General features: G+C 39.5%; 9 protein-coding genes. 3 read left to right on the top strand and 6 right to left on the bottom strand.

The window, feature by feature from the left end; translation table 11 throughout:
• Positions 1 to 21: 21 nt before the first annotated feature.
• The gene (locus A9996_RS02175; RefSeq protein WP_111625750.1) at positions 22 to 549 is read left to right on the top strand and encodes a hypothetical protein; all 528 of its coding nucleotides are present in this window, start codon (positions 22 to 24) and stop codon (positions 547 to 549) included.
• Between the two features lie 134 nt (positions 550 to 683).
• Here the strand turns inward: A9996_RS02175 and A9996_RS02170 are convergent, their stop codons facing one another.
• From A9996_RS02170 to A9996_RS02145, 6 genes are all read right to left on the bottom strand, one after another.
• Positions 684 to 1,664 carry a PorP/SprF family type IX secretion system membrane protein gene (locus A9996_RS02170; protein WP_066430536.1) on the bottom strand — a complete coding sequence of 327 codons (981 nt, stop codon included), beginning with the start codon at positions 1,662 to 1,664 and terminating at the stop codon, positions 684 to 686.
• A 42-nt stretch (positions 1,665 to 1,706) separates the two neighbouring features.
• Positions 1,707 to 15,047 carry a T9SS type B sorting domain-containing protein gene (locus A9996_RS20375; protein ID WP_245905254.1) on the bottom strand — a complete coding sequence of 4,447 codons (13,341 nt, stop codon included), beginning with the start codon at positions 15,045 to 15,047 and terminating at the stop codon, positions 1,707 to 1,709.
• 77 nt (positions 15,048 to 15,124) lie between these two features.
• Positions 15,125 to 18,394, bottom strand: a complete 3,270-nt coding sequence (locus A9996_RS02160; RefSeq protein ID WP_248912305.1) for a PorP/SprF family type IX secretion system membrane protein — start codon at positions 18,392 to 18,394, stop codon at positions 15,125 to 15,127.
• Between the two features lies 1 nt (position 18,395).
• On the bottom strand, positions 18,396 to 19,859 hold the full coding sequence (locus A9996_RS02155) for a T9SS type B sorting domain-containing protein (RefSeq protein ID WP_066430369.1): 1,464 nt from the start codon (positions 19,857 to 19,859) through the stop codon (positions 18,396 to 18,398).
• A gap of 192 nt (positions 19,860 to 20,051) precedes the next feature.
• Positions 20,052 to 21,362 (bottom strand): hypothetical protein, encoded by a 1,311-nt coding sequence (locus A9996_RS02150; protein WP_066430368.1) that lies wholly within the window; start codon positions 21,360 to 21,362, stop codon positions 20,052 to 20,054.
• Positions 21,363 to 21,697: 335 nt separating this feature from the next.
• Positions 21,698 to 22,144 (bottom strand): hypothetical protein, encoded by a 447-nt coding sequence (locus A9996_RS02145; protein WP_066430367.1) that lies wholly within the window; start codon positions 22,142 to 22,144, stop codon positions 21,698 to 21,700.
• 301 nt (positions 22,145 to 22,445) lie between these two features.
• Here A9996_RS02145 and A9996_RS02140 point away from each other — a divergent pair, with 301 nt between their 5' ends.
• Together A9996_RS02140 and A9996_RS02135 are read left to right on the top strand one after the other, a co-directional pair.
• Entirely contained in the window at positions 22,446 to 23,441 is a 996-nt protein-coding gene (locus A9996_RS02140; RefSeq protein ID WP_066430365.1) for a metal-dependent hydrolase, read from the top strand.
• Between the two features lie 325 nt (positions 23,442 to 23,766).
• Positions 23,767 to 24,612, top strand: a complete 846-nt coding sequence (locus A9996_RS02135) for a universal stress protein (RefSeq protein ID WP_066430363.1) — start codon at positions 23,767 to 23,769, stop codon at positions 24,610 to 24,612.
• The last annotated feature ends 183 nt before the right edge of the window (positions 24,613 to 24,795 follow it).

The following is a 24,795-nucleotide window of genomic DNA, read 5'->3' as shown; positions in this document are numbered from 1 at the left end:
ACTCTTTAAAATTTAAATCAGATGAAAACATTTCTCACCACTCTCCTTTTGTTAGGATTTGCACAAGCAACGTATTCCCAAATGGACATCGCCAGCGCAGAAAACACGAACATGGCCTTTATCACTACTAAAGACAACTCAAATAGCAGTGTCTCTACATTTCCCAAAATTTCAGATGATGGGTTACCTATGGCAGAGAGATCTGAAAAGCTTCAATTGCAAGTCTTTAATTATGACATTAAGAGCGCCAAGGTTTTTTCACCAAAAGCAAACACGACTTACAGTGTCCGTTTTTCTCAAGGTAATTATCGTATAGACGCCATTTATGCTAAGGATGGTCAATTTATACAATCGGAAGGTGTATTTGAGAATGTACCAATTCCGTTTCATATCGGTTATGAACTGGCCAAGAAGTATCCTGGATGGGAGTTCCACAAGTCATGGTGCTATAGTAATTACTCGTTTGACAAATCACCTAAAACCAGTTACAGTATAGAAATTAAAAAAGGAGACAAAACAAAAGTCATCAGCAGCAACGCTCTCAACTAAAACTTCAAATTCCTCTCTTTATAAAAAAAAGGCCCTCAATAACTTTAAATTATTGAGGGCCTTTTTACGGTTTATAATACGTAGTTAAAATTGCTTAACAAAAATTTGGCCAATTTCACGTTAAGGAATATACGCTAATGGATCGGGCTTTTCGTACATGGACAGTTGCTAACGCCTTGTAAGAAATCAATGCCTATGGTAATCATGTGCGTCCCGGAATTGTAACCAGACAAATCATTGATGGTCACTTGGTAGGAATATGCAAAATAGAATTTTGATTTCATAATCCCCGCCATCGGGCCAAGGTTTAAAGGTTTAAACATTTGATCATTGAGAAAGCGGTAAGATACACCTGCCCAATAGTAATCTCCTGAATCATTCCTACCTGTATACTTTCGGTATTTGAAGTTGATATCGGTAGTGGATCTTTTGTCACTGCTGAACATTTGATAATAGACAGAAGGTTCAAACTCCACGCTTTTATCACCTTTACTTGGAATGACAAGCCCGGAATAGATTTGATAGTTTAGTAGCAAATTGGGTTCAATACCCGTAAATTGATCAATCTCTTTCTTCAAAATATTATTGGCGTTGAAACTAAAATAATAGCCTTTATTTCTGTAAAGCACGCCTGCATCAAAGTTGCTATTATTAACTGCCCTATCATCGGTAACATAAGGATCAATCACTGGCGCTTCAAAATTGGGCTGAAAATTTTGAGTGTCAATCCTAAAACTGTTGATGTTATAAGAAATACCGAAAGACAGGTACTGCTTTGAATAATAATCTAAAATCAAATGGTGGGCAAAAGAAAACTTGACCCCTTTTTGTCTGGTATTTCCATTTTTGTCATTATATAAGGATACGCCAACACCTGACCGGTCTGCAATTCTAAAATCGGCGTACAGCGATTGGTTATCTGGGGCATCCTTGATGCCCACCCATTGGGTCAATCCGTTTACCCTGATTCTGAGATTATCACCAATACCGGCATAGGTTGGAGAAATCACAAAATTATTATCGGCCAAATATTGTGTAAATACAGGTAAGTTCAACTCTTGACCATAGCCGTGGGTCATTATCAAAAGGAACATAGATATTATAATTTTTTTCATCTCAATAGTTTTAATTTGAAACCTCATCTTCATTAATTTCTACTACCTGTAAAGTGTAAAGTGTCCTACAAAATCACGGTCCTCTTCACCATCATTTAATTTAACAACATACCAGTAATCTCCAGTAGGCAATTCTTTGCTATTATATTTTCCATCCCAAGCCTGACCTTGACGATAGGTTCCTACTTCACGTCCGTAACGGTCAAAGATCTTGAACTCCAGGTTTGGATAATTGGTTGCACATCCAGGGGCCCATTGGTCAAGATAACCATCGCCGTTAGGTGTAAAATAATTAGGGATACAGATGTCGATAAATTCAAAGAATCTTGTTGCGCTGGCAATACACCCACTGCTATCTGTAACTGTTACCGTATAGTCTCCAGATGCCTTTATGATAAATGAACTGGTGCTGCCCATATCTTCACCGTTTAATGTAAATTGATAATCACCTGTACCGCCTGTTGCAGTGGCCACTATTTCGTTGAGGCCTCCATCGGCAATGGTCAGCGTTAACTGATCTACTTGGTTGATGTCAAACAATGGCGTTCTCTTGATACAGCCATTGGTATGTCTGACATCAATATATTGGCCTGTTCCAACAAGGACGTTATTAAACACATTGCTCGATTGGTAATCACCGCCATTCAAGGCATAATCCATATCAGAAAGATCTGTAATACTAGCGTCAACATTTACTGTCACACTATTTCCGGAAGCGTTGTTTTCACATACATAGTCAATCTCAACTGTTGGATCGATAAGCACAGATTCAGGGAAGGTGATATTCCATTCAGACTCACAACCTAGACTGTCGCGAACAAACACGGTATGATCTCCGCCACCCAATCCGGTAAAATCGAATTGTGTTTGACCCATTGCACCAGTGGTGTAAGGTCCGTTATCATCATCCAGACTTACGCTGTATGGCGCTGTTCCTCCAGAAATAGTGACGCTAAACTCGCCATTGACATCGCCTTCACAAACCTCTGGAAAAATAGAAGTTGGTATTACGTTTACGATAACTGGCGCTGGTTCAGCGATTGTAAAACTGAGGTTCTCATAACATCCCAATTCATCCTGAACAATAACATCATAAGTTCCTGGTGCTAAATTCTCAAATACATTGGTATCAAAAAACTGATTCAACTGTGGAGAAATAGCGTATTTGATAACCCCAGTACCACCCGTTGCATTAATTTCAATCACACCATTATTGTCTCCAAAACAACTGACATCAGTCTGAATGGAAGTGACAATAAGTGGTGAGATAGGCTCCTTAATTTCGATAGCTGAAGATGTTGTATCACAATCGCCACTATCTACCTGTACAAAGTAAGTTCCAGCAAATAGCTCAGTAAATACACCAGGGGTGTTTTGAACTGCTGTAAGTATTGGCGTTCCTGAAGCATCCTGCAATGTATATACATAACTACCCAATCCGCCCTGTGCCGTAGCGACGATAACCCCTGTGTTGTCTCCAGCACAATTGATAACAGCATTGGTCAAGTTTAAATTTAAGGTTAAGTCTGGAATTGGGTTTATCGTAATGTCATTAGATACGGTAGCCACACAGCCATTGGCATCTCTTACATAATATTTATAAGTGCCGACAGTGACATCAAATGTGGTAGACGTTGTAAAGGTTCCTATAATAGTTGCGAACGTGCTGCTTGTACTATAACTATATAGACCTGTTCCGCCTGTGGCACTTAATGTCAGTGACGCATCTGTCAAACAAGTTTGTGTCGTGGCAGTTACCAAGCGCGCTTCAATTGGAGTTGGCTGTGCAATGACAATGTCAACAGAAGAAACACTACAGTTATAACCATCAGTAATGGTGATGTTGTAAGTTCCTGCACCCAAGCCGCTAAAAACAGGAGAGGCTTGTGGACCAGAACTACTTGGTGTTGGCAATACCGTATTTAAGGTATAGGTGTAGTTGCTTCCTTGTCCGCCTGAAACATTACTTACAGTGATACTCGCATCTTGATCTCCAAAACATGATAATGAGGTCACACTTGGTGTGAAGGTCGCGGTGATTGGTGTTGGTTCAACAAGCGTTACCGTGTCTGAAGCAATACAACCTACAGCGTCTCTTACATTTACAATATAAGTTCCAGCTGACAAGCCGGTAAAGGTTCCGTTTGGAGAATAGACCACTGAAGCAGCACCAGTCAATTCATATTCATAAGTTCCCCAACCACCGTTTGCGGTAGCTGTAATGGTACCAGAATCATTATCACAAGTCACATTTGAAGTCTCTAAAGCAGTAAGCGTTAAAGGTGCTGAAGGCGATGCGATGGTGACCACATTGGTAACCGTTGCACAGAACGGACTGTCTGTTTCTGTAACTACGACCGTGTAATTTCCACCACTTAATCCGTTAATAAGTTGAGGATTTGTTGTTGTATTTGCAGCTGTTGCTGGAATAACCGTTGCACCTGCACTATCTAAAACTTCATAGGTGTAATTACCAGTATAACCGCTTACATTAATTGATAATGCGCCATTGGTATCACCAAAGCAGGTGACTGCTGTTGCTGCTGTTGCTTCAACTTCTATCACATCAAACGGATCTACTGTAAACACTAAGGTTTCAACAAAACATCCCGTGACATCGTCCGTCACTTGGAAATAATAATCGCCAGGTGCGGTGATGCTAAACGTGTCTGAAGCCTGAGGCGTTCCGCTTGGAAGCATTTGGTAGGTGAAATTTCCTGAGCCACCAGTGACATTTATTGTTACTGATCCTGTCGCATTACAATCTATAGGTGATGCAATAGCTACAAGAGCAGCCGTTATTTTTGGTAACGGATCTATAGTAATCGTATTGGTTGCTAAACAGCCATTGGCATCTTGTACATATACTGTAATGATTTGTTGGCTTCCAGTATCAATACTATCAAAAGTGTTAGAGGTGAAATAATTAACACCATCAATACTGTATTCATAAGCTGTTGTTCCCCCTACTGCAGTAATTGTAAGCACTGAAGTATTTACAGAGTTATCAACCGCACACGCAAAATCAGTAGCGGTAGCAGAAGCCTCCAATAATAGAGGTTCATTAATGGTTACTGTTTCAGTTGCGACACAACCTCTTCCTGAATTTACCTCAACAGTATAAACACCTGCTAGCAAACCTACAAACACATTTGAGTTTTGAGCTGGTCTTGTAGTTGGGCCTGCTGTTATTGCATAAGTGTAAGAAGGGTTATCATTAGTTGCTGGCAAATTAACCGTTATGGTTCCATCACTTCCGCCATTACACGAAACATCAGTTGGGTCCGCTGTAAATAGTACAGGAGTGGCAGCTTCTAAAGTGATATCGGCCGTTTCTGTACAACCTGTTGTTGCATCTTCAATAGTTATGGTATAGGTGCCTGAAGGTACTCCTGAGAATACATTTCCGGATAACGTAATACCTGCTGGACTTGGACTGATACTATAATTATAAGTTCCTGATCCTCCTACTGCGCTTACGGTAATGATACCGTCATTATTAGCACAACTTGGTAAAGCGGTTATGTTTGGTGTAAGTGCCAAGGCTGGATACACTTCTATAGTTGCAGGGATGGTGATTGTACATCCATTTCCGTCTTTTATTGTTACTGTATAGGTACCAGGTGCAGACACTGTAAATGTCGGACTTGTTTGGAACCCATTGCCTATGGAGTAAGTAAACGGTGCGATACCTGTAACGCCTGTTACTGTAAATTCAAATCCTGAAGCTGCAGTACATTGGTTTGAGGCAATTGTTGGAACAATTCCGGTTGGTAAGGGATCAGTCGCGATGACCACATCAATTTGATCTGTACAGCCATTACTATCCATTACCCAAACATCCCAATCTAAACTGATTGCAGGATCTAAAACTGCGGTGGCACTATTGGTGTAATCTGATGCTACCGGTGCAACACCATCTGCTACAAAAGCATATTGGTAAGGTGCCGTACCTCCTGAAGCTTCAACCGTCACTTGCGCACCAAAACCACAGTTAGCATTAATATTGGTTATCTCTGTTAATGCTACTGCTGTAGGTTCGCTAACGGTTACTGTAGCTGTTGCGGTACATCCTGTTGTTTCATCGGTTACCACAATAATTTGGTCGCCTGCTGGTAAACCAGTCAAAGGAATGGTTGTAATTGTTTGACCGGTCACCAATGCGCCGCCATTAATTTGATAACTATAATTTCCAGAGAAGTTGGCAACTTCAAATGTTACTGCCCCGTCATTTCCTGTAGCACAACTTACATCAGCTACTAAAGTACCTGACACGATGATGTTAGTCACAGGAATTACGGTATAAGCTTCTGTATAGTAACATCCATTTGCATCAGTTACTGTAAACACATAAGTATCTGGTGCTAAACTTGTAAATATACCTGTGGTAGCACCTGTTGTATTTCCAACAGCACTTGCCGGTGAAATGATCTCATAAGTTAATATGCCAACACCATCTGTAGTTGTTATAGTAACATCACTGTCAAGATCTAAACACGTGACAGGCGTTGCTGCAAAATCTAAGTCGGTTGGTTCATCCAATGGCAAAATAGTAACAGAATCAGAAAACAAACAGCCATTCGCATCTCTTACTGAATAAGTAATGGTTTGTACTGTCCCATTGTCATTTACGGTTAACGTATTTGTGGACGTATAAACCGAACCGTTAAAACTGTATGCGTAAGGCGCTGTCCCCGTTGTAGGAATAACAATGGTCACTAAAGCCGACTGTGCTGAATTATCCGTAGCACATGAAAATGGTGTAACACTGGCAGATGTCAGTAAAGCAGTTGGCTCGTCAATATCAACGGATATAATAGCCGAGTCACAACTTTTACTATCTCTAACTTCTATTGTATAAGTCCCTGCAAGTAATCCACTAAATACATTTGATGTTTGGAATGTCCCGCCATCAATACTGTATTGGTATGGTGCTATGCCATTGGCAGCAGTAATTACGATGCTTCCGTCTGCTTCTCCAAAACAACTTACATCAACATGGGTTTCAGTAAGTGTTGGGATTGCGGCTGGATTTACGATAACCACAGTCGATTCTGCAAAACACATTTGTGAATCGGTGACCTTAAATTGGTAATTTCCAGGTGTCGTAGTTGTATATGGTAAACTAATTGGTGCATAAGAACCACCGCCAATACTCACTTCATAAGTATAAACGCCATCTCCTCCACTAGGTGTAAAAGTAAATACTACTGGAGTTACAACGCAATCTAATTCTGTCGCGCTCACATCTAATAATAATGGTGGTTGTACTACAAATGTCGTGGTTGCGATACAGCCGTTGGCATCTTTAATGCTTGCCGTATAACTGCCTGCAGCTGTGATTGTAAAATCAGGACTGGCTTGATATGCGCCGCCTATACTATAAGTTGCTATAGTATTGAAGGTCGTTCCTGTTAATGTAACCGGAAACGCTGTACCATCAAAACATGGCAGCGTAACTGGGTCTATTGTTGGTTCTGGGTCTTTAATTAATGTAACATCAGCAGCTTTAATACATCCATAAGCATCCAAAACATAAACTGTATAATCGTCAGCAGTTGCTTTAAAGGTGTTAGCAGAACCCCATCCAGCATCACCCGATAACGGTGCAGTTGCTGTGTCCAACAATAACATATATTGATAAGGTGCAGTTCCGTTACTTGCTGTGGCAGAAATTACTCCATCTTCATTACAGTTCTCGTTTTTAGAAACTGAAGCTGTAAGGCTTAAATCGATTGCAGATTCTCTAATCTCAAATATTGCTGATGCAGACTCACAGCCGTTGAATGCTCCTGTTCCATTTTCAGTAAACAGTATGTAATACTGCCCCACGCCCAAAGTTCCTGGAGATGGTGTGGTTACCGTTTCAGGTGTCCCAAAAGTAACGAGCAAATTTGTTGGCCCATCAACTAATACGTTAGTATATGCTCTATAAATAGCATAATCTATTGAGGTTGTTGTGCTATCAAAATTATCTATAGTAAACGTAACACTACCATTATCTTCCCCCGTACAAATAACATTATTAGGACTAACGGTTGAAGTTAATGCAGACGCTGGCGCAATTGGGGCATCTGCAGCCTTTACAAAATAGCAGTCTGTTACAAGGTCATGCACAACGAATGTATAAAGAACTCCTGGTACTAAATTGGTAAAGGTTTTTATGGCACCTCCAGAAACATCTGGAGCATAATAAGTTGTAGTATATGGGGCCATATTAAATTCAACTATACCAAATTCGTAACTGCCACTTCCCACGGTCGATATAGCTTCTATAACCGCTGTACCACCACTTGCGCAATCAATGACGGCTGTAGTAACATCTATAACCAAATCTGAAGGCGGTGAAGCCATTGTGATTTGTTTAGATAAACTACATCCATTTGCATCAATTACATTAATTGTATAAATACCATAATTGATAATACTGAAAGTATAGTTTTCGTTTGATACAGCTGAATATGGATTTCCAGGAATAACATCTCCAAAATTATTTGTAATAAAGTATGTAAAGGATCCGGTGCCACCAGAAACATTTTCAATAGTGATGGAACCTAAACTAGATCCTCCCGGATTATTACAAGTAATATCGATCTTAGTTAAATCAAAATCAATCACATCCGGTTCTGTAATATCAATTGTATCTGTATCTGTACACCCTTTCGCATCAGTTACAGTAACAACATAACTACCAGCTGCCAAGCCAGAAGTTTGCGTACCGTAATCTGTTCCTGTGGTGGTATTTAAAACATTAATAACAAATGGCGCTAAGCCTTTAGTAGTGTCTACGGTGATTGTCAATGCTCCTGTTTCCTCACCGTTACAATTGATATCTTGTGCTACTACAACGGCAGTAATTTCTGGGAGGACTGTTGGATTAACAATAACGCTTGCCGTTACTTTCTCACAACCATTGGCGTCGGTAATTCTAAATTGATAGGTACCAGCGGTAGTGGTGGTATAAGGGGATCCTGATATAGAGTTATATGTTGTTCCACCATCAGAGCTCACCTCATAGGTATAAGGTGCATTTCCACCTGAAGCCGTAATAGCAATAGAAGCATCTGGTGTTGGAAAACAGCTTAAATCTTGAGTTAAGAGCGCACTTACCGTTATAGGTGCAAATACTTGCGTAGCTGCAGTACTTGTTGCGGTACACCCATTGCCATCTTTAATAGTAATTGTATAATTACCTGCGGCATTAACCGTAAACGTACCATTGTCCTGGTAAGACGCCCCACCATTAATACTATAGCTCAATGGCGCAATACCCGTTCCAACAGCGGTAAACGTAAACCCTGAAGATGCTGTACATTGGTTGGATACCGTTGGGGCTGAAACTGTTGGTAGTGCATCTGATACTATTGCAACTGCTGTTGTTGCAATACACCCATTGGCATCTTTTACATACACATCCCAATTTAAATCGGCTCCTGAATTAGTGTCTACAGTAATACTATTACTAGCGTTATAGTCAGCAGCAGTTGGTGCAGGGTTACCAGAAATGACAGCGGCATACGTATAATTAAGTGTGCCACCTGTAGCTGTCGCTGTAATTTGAGATTCAAATTGAACACAATATACAGCGGTTGCTATTGCCGTAATGCCTAGCGGATCAGCAGGCTCTGAAACGGTAATGGTTTCTGTAGCTGTACATCCTGTAGTGGTATCGGTAACCAATACCGTGTAACTGCCCGCAACCAATCCTGTGACATCTATTGTATTCCCAGACTGATTTATAGTCCCTGTTCCAGAAGTTAAGGAACTTGTATAAGCACCTGAAAAACCAGAAACAGTAAATCGAATGGCTCCAGTATTATCGCCATAACATAAGACATCACTCAACTTAACTCCCGTAACTGTAATCTTGGCGACTGGAGCAATAGTGACAGATTCAGTGTAATAACAGCCATTGGCGTCTGTGACTCTAAACACATAAGTTCCTGGCGTTAAACCGGCAAATGAATTTGAAGTTTGCTTAACTCTTATGATCGGTGATGGCGCTATCGTTTCATATTCTAATGCACCTACCCCATTTGTTGCGGTAAGTGTTACGGTAGACGTTGTTGCCACACATGTAATTGCTGAAACGTTAAAACTTAAATCTGTTGGTGGATTTAGTGGTGAAATAGAAACAGATCCTCCGTCAATACAGCCATTGGCATCTTTGACTGAGTAGGTAATAGTTCGGTTGGTGCCGTTATCATTTACAGTCAATGTGTTTGTTGACGTATATCCCGACCCATTAAAACTATAGGTATAAGGCGCTGTACCGGTTGTTGGAACAGCAATAGTGACCACTGCCGTTTGCGAAGTATTGCTAACACTACAAGAAAATGACGTTGCAGTAGCTGAAGCCACTAATGCAGTTGGTTCTGTAATGGTTACTGACCCGTCAAAAATACATTCTTTAGCATCTTTAACTTGATAGGTATAAGTGCCTGCTGCCAATCCAGTATACTTTGATGTTGCAGTAAATGCACTGCCTTCAAAACTATAGGTGTAAGGTGCAACTCCGCCGGATGGAATAATTTGGAACGCTCCAGTATTGGTGCCATTACAAGTGGCATTCACAACCGTTGTGGTTGCCGATGGGTTTGCTTTCGCGTCAATTATAGTCATTCCAGAATTTGCAGTACACCCTTTAGCGTCTGTTATTTGAAATTGATAACTGCCATCATTCGATGTTGTGTAGCTAAACGGTGTTCCCGTGGTTCCTAAATTTGCGTAAGCGCCTCCATTAATTGAAACTGCATAGGTATAAGGTGCATATCCTCCTGAAAAAGTTCCTGTAATTACAGCGTCGGAAGATGCGGTACAGTCTAAATCCTTGGTCAAACCCGTGGTCAATACCAACTGATCTTGAATAATCTCAGCAGGTAATGTAATTTCGCAACCATAGGCATCCCTTACGGTAACACTATAACTTCCGGGGGTTAAACCTGTGAAGATATTGTTAGACGAAAATGCTCCTCCATTCATATTATATTGGTACGGCGCCTGACCGTCGGCTGCAGTCACTTCAAGAGTGGTGCCGCTAACGCCATCGTAGCAATAGCTTGACACGGCAATTGTTGCCGTTGGTGCGGTTGGAGCAATAAGATCGAATGCTACAGAAACTTCACAGCCTCTTGCATCCCTAACTGTTACAGAATATGTTCCTGTTTGATTTAAATTTGAAAAGATATTACTCCCTTGGGTTGGTAATACGGTTGCATTTGGCAACGTAAGAGTATATTGGTTACCTCCCCAACCACCTGTAGCGTTTATAACTGCGCTGCCTTCAACACTACATGTCAAAGGTGAAACGGTTGCAGAAACAGCCAACGCTGTGGTTGGTGATGCAATGGTAGTTGACGCTGTGGCGGTACAATTAGTAGTCGTATCCGTCACAACGATAGCATAGGTTCCAGCGGCCAATCTTGTTAAAACAACAGGTGAAGTTCCAGTTGTGGAAGCACCTCCATTAACGGTATACGTAAAATTTGAAGTTCCTGAAACTGTAAATCTTGCCGATCCGTCTGCAGCTCCAAAACAGGTCACATCATTTATAGGTTGCGCGACGATAGAAATGGTTGGCAATGGCGCAATGGTATAAGATTCGCTATAGGTACAGTCATTAGCATCTTTTACTTGGAATGTGTATGTTCCTGGTGCCAATCCTGAAAAATTAGTGGATGTTTGGTATGCGGATGCAGCAGCTGCAGGCGCAGTAATTTGATATTCCAAAGTTCCCGTTCCTCCTGTTGTTCCGGTAATAGAAACTGTAGATGTATTGGCCGGACATGTTAACGCCGTATTGCCAAACGTTAAATTTGTTGGTGGGTTTAGTGGAGCGATTGTAATACTGTTAGTAGCAAACACACAACTACTAGCATCCTTAATAGTTACCGTGTAATTGCCATTGGTCAGATTTGAGAAAGTAGATGACGCTTGAAAATTAACTCCATTAATACTGTAGGTGTAAGGCGCTACTCCTCCCGAAACTCCAGAAACAGTAATTGTTCCATTAGTGGTACAGGTGTAAGGTGTTGTTAAGGTTGCAGTACCTTCAATAGCCACACTTGGATTGATAGTTACTGTTTGTGGGTCTGTTACACACACAGATTTCCCTGAAGTGTATTGCACCACAACATCGTAATCTCCCGCTGTAAGTCCTGAAAAAAGATTGCCATTGATAAAGCTCAGTCCGCCATCAATACTGTATTTTAAACTGTTGCCATTGGCATTGCTGACGTTCACTTTAATAGTTCCTGATGAGGCGTTAGAACATAAAATATCTGTCGTTGCAATTGTAAAAACTGGAGCTGGGGTAGCGGCAACGGTGATTGTGGTTTGCGTTGAACAGTTATTGGAATCAACCACTGTGATATTAAAAGTACCAGCAGCTGTCACAACAATTTCCGGAACAGTTTGGAAGTCAGTGGCACTATTTACAAAATAGAAATATGGTGGTGTCCCGCCGATTGGTTTTACTGTAATCTCACCATCTGTACACGTTAAGGGGCTTGTAAGGTCTGCTGTAGCGGATAATACTGGCGGATTTGTAATCGTAACTTCTTCTGAAAATGTGCACCCATTATCTGTGGTCAAACTCGCAGTATAAGTACCTGGGTTTAGATTTTGAAATTTGTAATTATTTGACACTATTGGTCCCACGGTAGTGATTAATGTGGCGCCTTGATAAAGTGAGAAATAATATTGTGGATCTACATCATTTGCAGCAATTTGGATACTGCCTTTATCGCCATTACAGAAAGGTTGAATAACCGTTACTGATCCCGTAAAGGCACGTGCTCTGATTTGGATATCAGGAACAGTGAATACACACGGATTTGTAGTTACCCCACTCTGCTTGATATAAGCTGTATAAAAACCTGGAGTATTGACAGGAAACGTATTACTGGTTTGGTAGTTTACACCATCCAAACTATACTCATAACCAGAAGGCACACCGCCAACGGCAATACTTCCTGGTGTGGTACAGATAATGTCTTTGGTGATAGCTGTCGGGTTCAACAAGTTTTGATACACGTTAAAATAAAACTGTGTAAAACACCCGCCATCATAATTTATGGTTAATCGGTATTGCCCAGAAGCATTCGCAAGAAAATCAGCGCCTGTTCCCACTTGGTTCCATGTGCATGAAGGACTCTCATTGGCACAATCAGAATTGGTGACTGCTGAACAGCTGCCTTCATCTAATTTTTCCCAAATAAGTGATGAGGATCCAGAAATATTGGTTTGGATATTTCGAAAATCATTAGCCCCACATAAAAATATATTTGGCAATATTTTGCCATCATTAGGACATGTGACAACTTCATCAGCATACGGAAGGATTGGGTTCGGAATATTTCCGCCGTAAAGCGACACTTCGAATATTTGATCAATGGACTGACAAGGCGCAACAGCAGTGTTCCGAACATAATAGGTTCCGGTACTGGTTACGGTAATGGTTTGCGTAGTGCCAATAACAGGAGTTCCTGAAGGACTGGTAGACCACGAGTAGGAATCGTAACCATCACCTGCGGTTATCTGAAGACTATTGCCACAAAGTATTTCTTCTTGAGTAAAAATACAATCATCTAAATCTGCCAAGAAGTTAGTTACTTGAGGAGACAGCAAACATCCTGTATTGCTACTGTAACTTGGATCATCAGAAATTAAGAATGACGGATTGAGTTTACTTCTATAAGATGCAAAAGCTTGATTGTTGATAATATTGGAACATACATCTACCAATAAACTACAGGTTGCTACCACGGTCACCTTAAAACGAATGGTAGATACAGGATCATTTTCTTCAACCACAGAGTCATCAATTTTGAAGATAATTTCTCGCGTTGCTGGGTTATAACTTTGAACAGAAACACCAGGCGGCAAAGAGATGACATCAGTAGGATAGTCAAAAACAACATTTATAGGTAAAATATCCCTGATTATAAAATCAGTAGCATCATCATTACCATTATTTCTAAACCCTAAAACATAATTCAACTCTTGACCAAGCTGAACTACTGAACCACCAATATTGTTTCCAAATTCGTCCTCCACAATTTTTGTAAGTACGATTTTTGGCTCAATTATCTCAACGGAAAATGACGTCACAAAAGCACCATAGCCATCCCCCCGTGTGGTGAGTCTTAAGGCACCTGCAGTTTCGTCATTTGGAATAACGATATTACCAGGATTCGGAATTTTTATGTTATTAATATCCAACCCTAACGTATTTCTACTTGCCGGGTTACGATTGGTATTGTGAACGCCGTTAATGGTAATTGTGGAATTGAAAAAATTATTAGCCGCATTGATGGCGTCGCTCAATACCGTATAGTTGGCAACTGAATTTGCTTTAAATTGGAAAGAATCTCCTTGGATACCTATATCGCCTTCCAATGCACCAACACTAATGTTTGCATTAACAGGATATGGTGCCGGTAACGTTTGGAAACCTGAAACTGGGATGTCTAAGGTTGTTGTGTTTTGTACACCAGCGTACCCGTCAAACAATGTGATGTACTTGCTTGGCATAATTGGGCTTTCATAAACAACAACCAAGGTCCATCCTGCCGAGCAACCACCCTCTCTCAAGCCTCGTGTTGCTCTTAAATTGGCAACCGTATAGGTGCCATCAGCCTCTGTAAGACTCTGAACAAGGTTGGTCACATTTTTATAACATATGATAGGAGAATCCTTAAATGAATCGGTGACATTTGGACCATAATATTTGTAGCCGTCAAAAATAATATCATCCTCTTCCCCTACTGGATCTGGATTATTGTCAGCCACCAAATCTAAGAATCCACCCGTGGGAAGTTTAAATTTAATTTGATTCCAATCTTCAAGACGCGGGGTTCCTGCAAATGGCTTTCCCTTATCTGTACCCACTTCATTAGGATATACTGAAGCCCAATATAAGCCGGCGTATACAATTTTCTTACAACTGTTATCTATATTAAGATCAGCACTACTCGAACTGAAAATTGATGGGTCTCCACCACTTGCAGCATTGATGTACACCCCCTCCATATTATTATTGTTGGCAGTCCCATTGTAAGGAGATGGTAAGCCTTTACCCGTGACCATACTGTTTCCAATAAATAGAATGTCCCCCTTAACTTTTATGCTCCCCCCATCTAAACGAGGCGTAAAAGGAACAGGAAGTTGTGCGAAAGTATGCACACTGAATAGCAGTGCTAAAAACAGAACAGTTCTATGTAAAAGTTGTCGCGTTTGCAAGGCTTTAAATCCCAAGAAAGACGTAGTGGATTCACCTTGACATTCTAAGCATGATACTGTTAATTTCTGAATTTTATGCATGCCAATGGTAAGGAAGCAACATATTAAATTCATAAAATGTACATAAGTAGGTTTTTTCATGATAATGGTAGATTTGGGTGTTTCGCTTTCTTCAAGGGGCATTGTCAAAAACGACTGATACTTATAATTTTGTTTTATTAGTTTTCTATTTTAATGATTGATAATTTACCGTTATAAGGTTGGTTTCCTTTGGTTTTCAAAGCGTCATTGGCTGCTTCAATACTACCAAGCTTTTGATAGTAGATAAAATATTTACTTGTATTGACATCATAAAAGAAATCTATATTAGATTGTCCTGCTGCCACAGCTTTGGTTAAGAACGCATCTCTTTTAGCAACATCATTATGCACAGCAACCACAACATAAAAGCCACTTTCAGTATTTTTGATGTTTTTAAGAATTTGGATGCTATTGCTCTGTTCTTCACCAAAATCAAAGTCGGACGCTTTCAATGGCACGGGGCTTAATACCGTGTTTTGTTTAATCACTTTAAGGGCTGTTCTGTCCTGCACAAACTTGTCTTCTTCATTGGTATAGACCGCACGTTTAATTCTTCGTTTTCTCTCAAACTCTGTCGCCTCATTAATTTGTTTCAGAGTTGCAGTCAACTGTTCTCTGGTCTGTAACGCTTTCGCCTGTTCCGCTTTTAAATTTTTGAGTGCTTTTTGGTAATATAAAGTGACCTCATCATTTTGAAGCGTTGGCACCTTAGAGCGCTCTGCATATAAGGTCTCCAATTCTTTAATACGCGAGTTATTGGTTTCAATACTATTATCCAACTCAATTTTTAGTGCTTCGAGCGCCTTGTTTTCTTCAGAGATGCTTTTAAATGGTCTTGGCGCTTTATAAATACCCTGTTCACTTAAATCGTTTTCTTCTCTAAGAGCTTTCAGATCTTTATCTTTACTTGCCACGACCTCAGAGAATTTTGCCAATAATTGTTGTTGGTTGATTTTTGAGGTTTCTGTTAAATCAGCAAGCGACTTCATTGAAATGCCAATGGCATCCGTTGGATTTTCAATAACTTTCTTTTCAGCAGATTTTTTAGTCTGAGCTGCAATTTCTACCTGAGCTGCCTTATGGGCTGCCTGAGCTGCAACAGCTAGTTGTAACGTGTTTTCAATCTCTGCTTTTGCTTTATTTTGAGCAACTAGTTTCGCCTGAGCTTCAGCCCTAACATTTTCTTCCGCTGCATTAGATTCCTCCTGAATTGCTAGTTTTGCTTGCGCTTCTTGATCTGCTTTCGCTTTGGTCTCAGCGGCTAACTTCGCTGCGGTTTCAGCCTCGGCTTTCGCTTTGACGGCTGTCGCTAATTTTGCCTGAGCTTCAGCTTTAGCTTTTTCGTCTGCTTTGGCTTTTTCTAATGCTGCCAATTTTGCTTTCGCTTCTACTTCTGTCTTAGCCTTGGCATCTGCCAATACCTTCGCTGCTGCTTCCGCTTCAGTTTTTGCTTTCGCTTCTGCCGCCAATTTTGCCTGAGCATCCGCTTTTGCTTTTGCCTCTGCTTTAGCTTTCTCCTGAGCCGCTAGTGCTACTTTCGCTGCTGCTGCTTCCTTGGCTTTGGTTTCTGCTGCTAATTTTGCTGCTGCTTCCGCCTCAGATTTTGCTTTTGCTTCTGCCTCCAATTTTGCCTGAGCATCCGCTTTTGCTATTGCCTCGGCTTTAGCTTTTTCTTGAGCAGCTAGTGCTACTTTCGCTGCTGCTGCTTCCTTGGCTTTGGTCTCTGCTAATAATTTTGCTGCTGCTTCCGCCTCAGTTTTTGCTTTCGCTTCAGCCGCTAATTTTGCCTGAGCGTCTGCTTTAGCTTTTTCCTGGGCAGCTAGTTTTACTTTCGCTTCGGCTTCCGCCTTTATTTTTGCAGCGGCTTCAACCTTCGCTTTAAGATCAGCATCTAATTGTGCTTGCGTTTCTGTTTTAGATTTTTCTTGAGCGGCCTTTGCTTTTGCTTTAGCTGCTATATCCGCCTGAGCTTCTGCAACAAATTTAGCTTGAGCTTCCGCTCTAGATTTCGCGTCTGCTTTTGCTTTTTCAACGGTTGCCAATCTTGCTTTTACTTGTTGCTCTGGTGTAACCACCGGTTCTATCTTCGCTTTGTTTTCAGCATCCAATTTAGCTTGTGCCTCTAATGCTTTCTGTGCTGCTAGTTCTGCCTCTTGCTTCGCCTTGGCTTCTGCTGCTTCTGCTGCTTGTTTATCTTGTAATGCTTTCGCATCGGCCGCCAATTGTGCACGCATATCTGCTCTATCTTGTGCTCTTTCTTTTATTTCTTCACGTTTGGCTGTTGCTTCTGCTGCCATTTGTTCTTTGGCTTCATCAGTTATTGCAGGTTTGCTGGATGCTAAAACACGCTTATTGTCTGATGAGAATATAGCGCTGACCTCATCTTCATCACTATAATCATAATTGGTTCTTTTCTTGAATTTGTATGCCAAGGTGATTTCATGCGAAGGTCCAAAGTCAGTCAAATCTCCCAATGCTTTTTCAAAATTATACTCAATGGCTATTTGAGAAGTGATGTTCAAACCTAAACCTGCAGAAGCTCCGTAAAGGGTGTTGTACCCCACTTGAGCCCAGATTCCCTTTGGAACGGTTAACATGGCGATTCCTGAAATAGTGGTCGTTTCCTTCCCGAACTCAGATCTCAACAATCCAGAAAATTTAGCTTCATCAAAAAATCCTCCTCTGCCAAAATATCCTGTGTACATAACATGCGCTTGAATGGTTTGACGTGGATCATCTTGAATGAGCTCTGAAGATTGTACATTGTAAAGCACCACATTGTTGATGGAAACACCAAAATCTAAAAAGGTTGTACCATAATTAATTCCTGGATTTACAGTAAGCAAGAGGTTTGACGGAATTTTATCTAATGAAGGGTCAGGAAAATTGGTCACCACATTTGCGGCATTGACACCACTCTTATAAACACCTAAGTTAAGACCAAAGGTTAAATTGCTATCGCGCTCCAATCTTGCATTATAGGCAAAATTTAAAACACCTCCAAAAGTAGTCAGTACACCATAGTTTTGTTGGAACAATCCTAAGCCAGCACCAATGTTTTCAGCAAATCGTCCTGAATAACTTGCTAAATACGTTTGTGGCGCATCTTCAAATTGTACCCATTCTCTCTTATTATAAAGACTGATGTATTTATTTTGTTCCCTGACAAAACTAAACGCAGGGTTAATAGTATATCTATTAAATGTTAATGAATTTCTTACTGGTAGTGAAAGCGAGACCACACCATCTTCTTCTTGAGCCTGAGATATTTGAATGGTACAGAAACAAACTAGAGCCAATAGCATCATTTTCAGCTGACGGCGCCCCACACTTTTGTCAACAACAAGACACCACACTTCTAAGAGACGTTGTTTTATCGGGTTGTTATTTAGAAGGGACTGTTTCATGTTACTTAACTACGGTTATTGAACCTTTTTTGGTCTGCTGGTCTTGGGTGGTGATGATATAATAGAACACTTGATTGATGCTACTCAGTTCCAATTGATTTTCAGGCCAATTGTTGAGATATTCTGTAGTTTGTAAAACCACCTTGCCCTGATTGGTCATGATGACCACTTGGGTATTGGTACCACCCACATATTTTGTTGGAATGACCCAGGTATCATTAATTCCATCGCCATTTGGACTAATCAGGTTGGGTATATTGTCAACGTCCGGGAATGGATCCATCATTTCATTGATTGCAAACAAATATTCTTTTGAAACTGGGCATCCAGAAGTTTGTGAAATTACTAGTTTGTAATCCCCAAAAGAGGTGGCTTCATAATTAGCACTATCTGCACCACCTATTAAGACACTATCCAAATACCATTTAAAATCAGGATTAGTTGCATTGGTGGTTGCCTCAATTTCTAGTGTTTCTCCTAACTCTATCGTGTTTGTTTCAGGCACATTGATTGCGCCTTCAAACCCTTCAGTTTCTAAATCAATAGAACCAGAAGCCGTACAACTGCCCAAATTTACTTGCACAGAATAGGTTCCAGCAACATCAGTTTGATACATTTTATCGGTAGCGTTTGCAATTGCATTACCGTCTTTGAACCATTGGTGGCTCAACCCCCCAATAGTATTTAAGGTTGTCATGCCGTCTGAAGGACAAAATAGATTACCCAAACTGGAGATTATAGTTGCAGTGGCCGCTCCTGAACTGACCTCACTTATGGTGACCCGGTTTGAGAAGGAGTTGGATGTACAGGTGCCATAATTGGTTTTTACAAAATAGGTGCCTTGCTGATTTACAGAGAGTGTTGCTCCATCTCCTACATATACTGAGGTTGTAGCACTGGTTTCCTTATACCATTTAAAGGTAAGTGACGGATAATTTAGAGGCGAATCATTAGTGCCACTTCCAGGATTATCAATGGTCAATAAGTAACTGCCACCAGTGCAATAGGCACCAGTAGATACCAAATTATTAATGGAAAATGGACTGTCTTGAATCTTGTAATATGCCGCAAAAGGCACTGAACTTGAACTGCTCGCTACAGGTGCAGTAGTTTTTATTCTTAATCGATACCCTTCTCCTGCCGTTGTATTTGGCAAAGCAAAATTTAATTTGGCCGGAGAGGTTGTTACCGCTCCTGGTTGAGAGGTAAAAACGACGGTTGCACTTGAAAAATTTCCTGTAGCATCAGACAATTCAACCTTAAATTGGTTGGTTGGGCTGAGAGCAGATTCAGGCGTAAATGCGAATGCAACACTGTAGGTATTAAATGACGGACTTGCGCAAGCCTTACTAAATTCTAAGTTAGGCGTACCAATAACAACCTGTGCACAAAGTTGTCCTGATAAAAAAAGAACAAAGAGGCCCACAAGAAAAGAAGTTCGCTTAAGAATAGTAATGTTACGCATTAAAGGTTAGCTAGTTAGTTAGTAATTTTTTTTAGTTCATTTAAATTGCTTGTTAAATAATAGGCCTGAACAAAGTTGAATACCACCATTATATTTATCAGGATCAAATGTCAAAGAAATGACAAGTACTAAGAAAAGGACAGGTGAAAAAATTTTGGGCCATCTGTAATCAAAAGCATTTAAATGATTTAGTTAGTTTTCAGTATCTACTTGATTTGAAGCAAGGATTTTGTTAATACGCAGCCTAAAGTCTGGTCGTTTTGGGTTTTTAGCATCAATAAAAGTTTCGGCATCGGTTCCTTTGGAATACACATTGAAAAAGACACTGTTACCATACCAATTTTCTAAATCGGCGTTATTAGTATCGTTCTCAGTAAATATGTTGCCTTTGCAATTGTTAAAATACATGTCGGTAAACTTTATGCGCTCTAGATTTTCAGCATTGATTTGGACTTTATTATCGATAATAACAGCCGGATTAAATCCTGAAATCACACTTTTGCGCATGTCAATAGAAGCGTTTTCAGAAATATACAAGGCTTCTTTTACCAGACCAACACTAATGTCTGAAGCAAGATTATCACTCAAATTGATCAACGTTAAATTTTCAGCATTTACGTAAGTACCTTTCTTGCTCAAATCTACCTCCTCTTTCTTGTCATAAGATGCTACAAACAGGCATCTTGATCCATCAGATCCAGAAACATAAGGAGACCTCACAGCCAATGAATTGCTTATGTTGCACTGTGTGCCAAAATTAAATTCGTAATCATTACTCTTCGTTCTAAAAGATACCATCTTTTCCAAATTCACCACACCTCCTAAGATATTGAACGAATTGCCATCAGAATAACTTACCATGATATTCTCTATCACTGTCTTTCTACCAACACCCGCTAAAGTTAGCGAATTGAAATAGCCAAATGCTTGGGTTCGTTTTCCTGCAAATTCAATTCTGACATATCTCATAACACCAGAATTGCTTTCCGCATTCAAGCCGCCATAGCTAATATTATCAAATGAAGTTGGCCTCAGGCCGTAATTTACTGAAGATGCATTTCCAAATTTATTGATTGGTGCATCTCCCAATAAAAAGATACCACCCCAATCGCCTTCTTTCTTAACACTTCTGTTTGAGGTAAAAATAATAGGGTCAGTTTCCAATCCTTCAGCCATAATTTTAGAACCCTTAGAAATGATAAGTGCTCCGTTAGTTTTGAAATCGCCAATAATAACGGTTCCTGGTTCAATGGTAAGGGTTGTGCTGTCAGTTACAAATACACTACCCAATAAAAGGTAGGTATCTTTCTTATTCAGTTTTGTGTCCTGATTGATATTGCCACTTAAAATTTGGGTAGGTTCTCCATATTCAGATTGGTTGGGTCTGAATTCTGTCCAATTGTTCAGCCAGCTATTTTTACCAGTTATTCCTTTTTCCTGTTGTGCGAAGCTGCTACTTACCAGCAGAAGGAACAAGCACAGGGTTTGAGTAAAGTTTTTCATAATAAGGATATTAGTAATACAATTAGGATTCATTAATTAAGATCAAACATATAAACAAATCCTATGAAATACAAATAAAGTCGACGAAATGCATAAAAACATATTTTTTAATAGGTTATTTCCTACAAATTCATTCATAATAAGACAAATTCATTTATTTAGATACTGTTTTTTACGTGTTTTATCTTATTTTTTGATGTGGCTGAAACGTTTCACAACGTAAAAAGAGGAAAAAAAAATCCCAGATAATTCTCTAGGATTTTAAATAGCGGTATAAGTGACCTCAAAATATGCTGTGAAAAAATCAATGTTGTTTTATGAAACTCTTTACAATTTTAATATTTGTTGAATTCACTGTAGGTATGCAGAGATTTCAAAGTCTCTTCGTAAAATAAGATTGCAGAAATCAAATTGGACTTATCCGAATATGGCAACACTTTATTTTGAAACTCAATGGTGCTATCAAAATAAGTATTGGATGCCTGAATATTTTCTTCAAGAGCTTTCCTGTTATCTTTTGTGTCAGGAATTCCTAAAGAGGACATCGTTACACCTGGCTTTGTCGCAAAAGCAATGTTGGGTAAAATTTTAACTATAACTTCTATGCGTTCGTTATATAAGCTTAACAAATCGCCTTTTACCATTTGGTCCAGTTCAGAACGATCGTGATACTTTGAAATTGACACTTTTCCGCTGATAATACTTTGAGGATCTTTTTGTGCAAAACCAGAGCTTGTGATTAGTAAAAAAACAATACTAAGTATTGTAAGTTTAGTTTTCATAATTGAGAGTTAAGGGGTTATTATCGCAAATTTATGTAATTAAACGAAAAAAGCAAGCGTTTGGTCGATTTTTTCTTTTTTTTTCATTTACTGAGGATGCAATTCCTTGAGATTTAGTTTCTTCATTTACAAATTTATTACCCCAAATGATCACTATTTTGCTAGATTGCTACCTATAAAATTGACAGGATCACAGATACTTACTAATTGAAACCAGCATGCATATTGAGGAATTTGCATGATAATCAACTTTAAGATGGCGCTGGTTTTATATAGTATTTGATTTACTTTTACAAAACATATGGATTCACTCACACAAATTATTTTAGGTGCCGCTGTTGGCGAGGCTGTTTTAGGAAAGAAAGTAGGCAACAAAGCCATGCTATATGGCGCTATTGCTGGTACAATTCCAGATCTGGACATCATTTCCTCTTATTTCACAGATACTGTAACCGCTTTGGACATACACAGAGGGTTTACACATTCCATTGTATTTTCTTTAATATTTGGACCGCTATGCGGATGGCTGGTATCTCGCTATGAACGTTATAAAGATTTTAAAGGATGGGCTTGGTTATTTTTCTTCGCCTTTGTGACCCATCCAATATTGGATGCCCATACTACATGGGGCACACAATTATTCTGGCCATTGGATGAAAGACTTGCCTTTAAGACCATTTTTGTCATTGACCCTCTTTACACCCTGCCTTTTCTGGTGTTTTTAATTTTAGCTATGCTGCAACATAGAACTTCCAATAAAAGACGTGTCTACAATACTACAGGTTTGATAGTGAGTAGCGCCTATTTACTTTTAACATTTTTTTTGAAATGGATGGCGTTCACAAAATTCGAATCTGCCTTAGAAGAGCAACATATTACCTACAATCAAATAGATACCAGACCCTCTCCCCTTACCATATTATGGAGTGCCAACATTGAAACTGAAGACGCCTATTTGCTGGGTAACTATTCCTTTTTTGACACCCAACCCATCGCTTTTGTAAGCTATAAAAAAAATCATGAACTTCTGGGAGATCTCGTTAAAAACGAAAAGGTGCAACGCATGATTGCCATTTCCAAAGGTTGGTACACTCTTATTGAAAAGGACGATAAACTTTTGTATAACGATTTAAGATTTGGATTGTTGAGCCTAGAGGAAGGGTCTCAAAAATTTGTGTTCCAATATGAAATTGTCAGTGATGACAAAGGTAACGTTCAATTTGTGGAACAAGAAAAAAACCAGCGGGATGGCAAAAAACTGTTAAGTGATTTATGGACACGGCTAAAGGGGAATTGATGATGGTATAAAATCACTTCACCGAAGGATTATGATGTAAACTGTTTACAACTTTTAACTATTTCGGCAGTTTCGCTTTTTTGAGCTTTGGCAGAGTCGGCTTTTTTAAATCTTCCTATCCTATGGCTAGGCTGCTTGTTTGTTGCTCTGGATTATTTGATCTCGATAGTTCAACTTTAAAATTCTATTTTTAAGGTTTTAATACTGGTAGAATTTTATAGGTTAAATCTGATAATAGTCACGCGAGGTTATTAGATAAAACCTTAGTTTTGTATTTAAATGTAAACCCTTAATTTTATTTTTAGAAAGATAAACCAATAAGAGCATGAGACATCAGATTTTAATACCCACAGATTTTTCAGATAATGCATGGAGTGCCGCACTGTATGCCATAAAATTGTACGCCGATGAACCGTGTACGTTTTATTTTTCTCATGCTTGGACTTTTTTAAATTCAGGATCTAGAACCCACATATCACCCAGTTATATAGAACCACTTAAAGAAAAATCGAAACTGCAATTGGCTGAGCTAAAAAAACAAGCTCAAATGGCAAGTACTAATGACGGTCATGAGTTTGAAATAATTTTCAGTTTGGGCTCCCTTATGGAATCGATAGAGTTTGCAATTAAAAAGCACAAGATAGACTTGGTAGTAATGGGCACAAAAGGTGCAACAGGCGCCAAGAAATTTCTACTTGGAAGTAATACCGTAACTGTCATTAAAAAAGTAAGATTGTGTCCTTTAATGTTAGTACCAAACAATTGTGAGTTTGCGGTACCTGATCAGATTGCTTTTCCTACTGATTTTAATAGATTTTATGGTGAAGAATTACGTCCAATAAAGCAATTGGCCGGTTTGCATGATTCTACAATAAATATTCTTCATGTTAATGGGAAGACTAATTTGTCAGACACACAGAATGCTAACTTAGGAATGCTCAAAGATTATTTAGAAGACTATAAGCATAGCTTCAACTGGATGCCAAATTATGATACCAAAGCACATGCCATCACAGATTTTATTGAAACTAACAAAAGCAACATCCTTACCATGATCAATTATGAGCATAGCTTTATTGAAAATGTAACTAAGGAGCCTATCATAAAGAAAATGGGGTTTCAATCCAAAATTCCGTTTTTGGTCATTCCACGTGTAGAAAAACCTTTATAATTTGAATTGAATTGCCCATTTCCAAGATTTCCTGTCGATGTGTGAATTGTAATGTCATAAGACAATGCATCCCGAGTGGGATAGAAAGTTGCAAACGTAATTCTGTTTTCCACAACCTTATAATTTTTCATTTTTTGAACGCCGACCGACCTAGATATAAATGGAACTTTCGGATTGCACGAA

The organism is Gelidibacter algens, assembly GCF_001678675.1.
In the GTDB taxonomy this organism is placed as follows: Bacteria; Bacteroidota; Bacteroidia; order Flavobacteriales; family Flavobacteriaceae; genus Gelidibacter; species Gelidibacter algens.
The sequence above is the reverse complement of the archived record's forward strand: the minus strand, read 5'-3'. Positions and strand labels throughout refer to the sequence as shown.

What these genes read in the sequence shown, in the direction of transcription:
- A9996_RS20375 (WP_245905254.1), bottom strand. Translation starts at nt 15,047, where the DNA reads ATGAAAAAACCTACTTATGTACATTTTATGAATTTAATATGTTGCTTC.
- A9996_RS02150 (WP_066430368.1), bottom strand. Translation starts at nt 21,362, where the DNA reads ATGAAAAACTTTACTCAAACCCTGTGCTTGTTCCTTCTGCTGGTAAGT.
- A9996_RS02160 (WP_248912305.1), bottom strand. Translation starts at nt 18,394, where the DNA reads ATGAAACAGTCCCTTCTAAATAACAACCCGATAAAACAACGTCTCTTA.
- A9996_RS02170 (WP_066430536.1), bottom strand. Translation starts at nt 1,664, where the DNA reads ATGAAAAAAATTATAATATCTATGTTCCTTTTGATAATGACCCACGGC.
- A9996_RS02135 (WP_066430363.1), top strand. Translation starts at nt 23,767, where the DNA reads ATGAGACATCAGATTTTAATACCCACAGATTTTTCAGATAATGCATGG.
- A9996_RS02140 (WP_066430365.1), top strand. Translation starts at nt 22,446, where the DNA reads ATGGATTCACTCACACAAATTATTTTAGGTGCCGCTGTTGGCGAGGCT.
- A9996_RS02145 (WP_066430367.1), bottom strand. Translation starts at nt 22,144, where the DNA reads ATGAAAACTAAACTTACAATACTTAGTATTGTTTTTTTACTAATCACA.
- A9996_RS02175 (WP_111625750.1), top strand. Translation starts at nt 22, where the DNA reads ATGAAAACATTTCTCACCACTCTCCTTTTGTTAGGATTTGCACAAGCA.
- A9996_RS02155 (WP_066430369.1), bottom strand. Translation starts at nt 19,859, where the DNA reads ATGCGTAACATTACTATTCTTAAGCGAACTTCTTTTCTTGTGGGCCTC.